Source organism: bacterium (genome assembly GCA_023230585.1).
In the GTDB taxonomy this organism is placed as follows: Bacteria; Ratteibacteria; UBA8468; order B48-G9; family JAFGKM01; genus JALNXB01.
This window is the reverse complement of record JALNXB010000103.1, coordinates 1-3,603: the sequence shown is the minus strand read 5'-3', so window position 1 is coordinate 3,603 and position 3,603 is coordinate 1. Positions and strand designations below refer to the sequence as shown.

Here is a 3,603-nt window from a genome sequence, read left to right as displayed (position 1 = left end):
TCAGCAGAAATCAAGGAACTGAATTAAGAATACATAATTTGGATGGTAAAATTGCCAATACCGATAGCCATGGGAAAGATCTATGTCCTCCAAAGGATAAAAAATGACAGTAGAAATTACCGGTGAACACGGGATAAAATCAGAAGATCAAACAGAAGAGATTTTTAATCAGACTTTTTTTGCTGATTTTACTTTTAGGAGTCCCCGAAAGGACAATAAATATGAACATGAAATAACAGATGTTTTAATAGGTTTTGATGATGTTCTATTGATAGTTCAAGTTAAATCTCAAAAAACAGATAGAGATCCAAGATTATGGCTTCCGTCTAATTTAAGAGATGCTGTTAATCAATTAAGTGGATCGATAAACTATTTAAAACGAAAAAAAGTAATAATAATTAAAGATACTCGTAGAGGCAATTTTGATTTTAATATTGAGGATTATAAATATATATATGGTCTGGTATTAATTGACCAACCGGATAAACACCAGATTGATATATCGGGTTATACAAAGGAATTTTACGAAAAACACAATCATTCTCTTCAAATTATGTCACTTAAAGATTTTAACCGAGTTTGTAGTATTTTTGATACGGCTGAAGAAGTTTTACATTATTATGATATGAGGCATATGTTTCTTACTGCAAATAACATATTATTGCATAATGAAGATGATTTTCTAGATATAGCCGCAAACCATTTTTCTAAACTCACAGAACAATATCGTCAATTCATCGGTGAATCCAAAAAAGATAATGAAGATGTGTACTTGTTCATTCAACAAGAATATTACCAAAAACGATTCGCAGGTATTATTTCAGAAGATTACAAGTATAGTAAAATTATTGATGGTATAATTGATCATTGTCATAATTTTGATTCTAATCTTTATAATGAAATTTCTATACAAAATGTTGAAAATATCATTAATCCAAAATTGTATTATCAAATAGCTCACGAATTGGCTAAAACCGGTAGATTAGTAAGGATTTTACATGGTCAAAAAATTATGAGTTTAATTCATGAAGCAGAAGCTGAAGGTTATAAAGAAGAAAAAGACCTAACATTAACAAGCAAATCAAGGAAAACGGCTTATCATTATTATATACCTAATAAAGGTAAATCCAGAAAAGATATTTTTCTTTGTCTGGGGGACTATACTCTTGACTATGCAAAAAAGCATCCCGAATTAAATACTGTCATTAGTGTAGGTATTGAATTTGACGGGAAAAAAAGTGTGAGATATCAGTATTTGATGGTGAAGAAATAAGAGACAACATATGTACCCATGGTTAAATGCTTACATTGATGAATCAGGCACAAATGTTTTAGAATTCGACAAACAAGGTACTTCATATTTATATATTTGTGTCGCGATTTTAATAGAGCAAAAAAATGTATCTATTGCTGAAGAAAAAATGAAATCACTTTCTGAAAAACTCAACAATGGAAGCGAAATAAAAAGTAATAAAGTCGGTACAAACCATACTCGTCGCAAGCTATTTTTAGAAACAATTCAAGACATCCCGTTTACATATTTTGCCCTGATCGTTAATAAAAATAATATTTATAAAGATTCAGGCTTAAAATACAAAAAAACATATTACAAATATATCAGTAGATTACTTTACAATAAAATTGTTTCAGACAATTACAATATAAATATCATTGCTGATGAAATGGGTTCTGAAGAATATATCAATAGTGTCCAAAAATATTTTAATGATAGAAAATTCCCAGATTTGTTCACTCAAGTATCATATAAAATGAAAAATAGCAAAGATGAACCTCTGATTCAATTAGCAGATTTAGTGGCAGGTTCATTAACATATTGCTTTGATGAAAATAAAGATTTGAGTTATGCGAGTAAATTCTGGGAATTATTAAAAAACAAAGAAATCGGAATTCAATGCTGGCCATTAAATATTATTCCCAAATCTGACACCATCCCTGAATATGAAGAAGATTATAATAAATACTACAAAAAATGTGCTTTAAATAAAGCCATTAAATTTATTGAAACATATGAAGATTCCGGTATAGAAGAAGAAGTTATGCAATCAAGGGTTGTAAGTTATTTAATATTTACTCAAGAATTCATACAAACCAACAAAGCGATTACAGCTGATACTCTAATTATGCGACTAAAGGCTGAAGGATTTAAAATTGAGCGACAAACATTTTCTTCATCAATTATTGGCAAAATACGTGACTCTGGTATCATTATATCGGGAAGTCATAATGGTTATTATATTGCATTAACCCTTGATGAAATTAAAGGTTATCTTGATCATAACAAAACAGTTATTGAGCCTATGCTTTGGCGTCTAAAAAAAGCTGATGAAACCGTAAAGAGTTATTTGCAAAATAAGTATGATATATTTGCAGATCCGTCATATCAGCAATTAAACGAACTCTTAAATTGTTATAAAACAAATTCAATAAAACAATATATAGAAAAAACTAATGACTAATTTCATCATCAACGAAAAACATCTCTCCCAACTGCCGGCAGTGGAACTGTTGGTTGCCATGGGCTACACCTTTATCTCCCCGTCGGAGGCTTTGCGCCAGCGGCAGGATAAATATTCCCAGGTACTGCTGGAGGGCATCCTCGGCGAGCAATTGAAACGGATCAACCGTATCAGTTATAAAAACAATCACTACCGTTTCAGCGAAGAGAACATTCAATCCGCCATTCAGAAGCTCAAGGGCGTAAAATATGACGGCCTTTTAAAGACAAATGAGAACATCTACGATCTGCTGACCCTGGGAACAGCCCTGGACCAGAGTTTTGACGGAGACAGCCGGAGCTTTACCCTGAACTATGTCGACTGGGATCATCCGGAACGGAATGCCTTTCACGCGGCGGTGGAATACAGTGTGGAGCGCAACCGCAGCATGGAAACGGCGCGCCCGGATATCGTGCTGTTCGTGAACGGTATCCCTTTTGCGGTCATTGAGTGCAAATCTCCCAAAGCGGATATCGCGCAGGCCGTATCCCAGTCCATCCGCAACCAGGGCGACGATTATATTCCCCGCCTGTTCGTCTTTGCCCAGCTGGTGATGGGGGTCAATAAGAACACCCACCGTTATGCCACCGTCGGTTCAAAGGAAAAATTCTGGGCCGTATGGAAAGAAACCGGCATGGCGTCGGGCAGCCAAAACCACGAACGTCTGCAAGCATACGTCAATGAAGCGCTGCCCGAAGACGTCCGGCGCAAGATCGAAGACGCTCTGGAGATAAAACAGCCGACACCCCGGGAAAATCGCAGGATCACGGATCAGGATATCGCCTTGTTCTCCCTTTGCCGTCCCGAACGCTTGCTGGAACTGACATGGAAATTCACGGTGTTTGATAACGGCGAAAAGAAGATCGCCCGCTATCAGCAATATTTTGTGGTAAAATCCACCCTGGATCGCGTAAAAATGATCGACAATGAGGGACGCCGACAGGGCGGTATCATCTGGCACACCCAGGGTTCCGGAAAATCCCTCACCATGATCATGCTGGCCCGCAACCTTGCCCTGGATCCGGACGTGCGGGATCCCCGGATGGTCCTGGTCACGGACCGTGACGATCTTGACAAGCAGTTGGGG

At 36.7% G+C, this 3,603-nt stretch carries 4 protein-coding genes; all 4 read left to right on the top strand.

All coding sequences use genetic code 11. The features are described from left to right. Window positions 1-107, top strand: a 107-nt coding sequence (locus tag M0P98_09360; protein MCK9267053.1) for a DUF2188 domain-containing protein, incomplete at its 5' end; no start/stop codon positions are given. After that, entirely contained in the window at window positions 104-1,273 is a 1,170-nt protein-coding gene (locus M0P98_09355) for a hypothetical protein (protein ID MCK9267052.1), read from the top strand. The genes M0P98_09360 and M0P98_09355, both read left to right, overlap by 4 nt. Window positions 1,274-1,283: 10 nt before the next feature. Continuing rightward, window positions 1,284-2,477 (top strand): DUF3800 domain-containing protein, encoded by a 1,194-nt coding sequence (locus M0P98_09350; protein ID MCK9267051.1) that lies wholly within the window; start codon window positions 1,284-1,286, stop codon window positions 2,475-2,477. Further along, window positions 2,470-3,603 (top strand): type I restriction endonuclease (locus tag M0P98_09345; GenBank protein MCK9267050.1); only part of this gene is annotated, 1,134 nt, incomplete at its 3' end. The genes M0P98_09350 and M0P98_09345, both read left to right, overlap by 8 nt.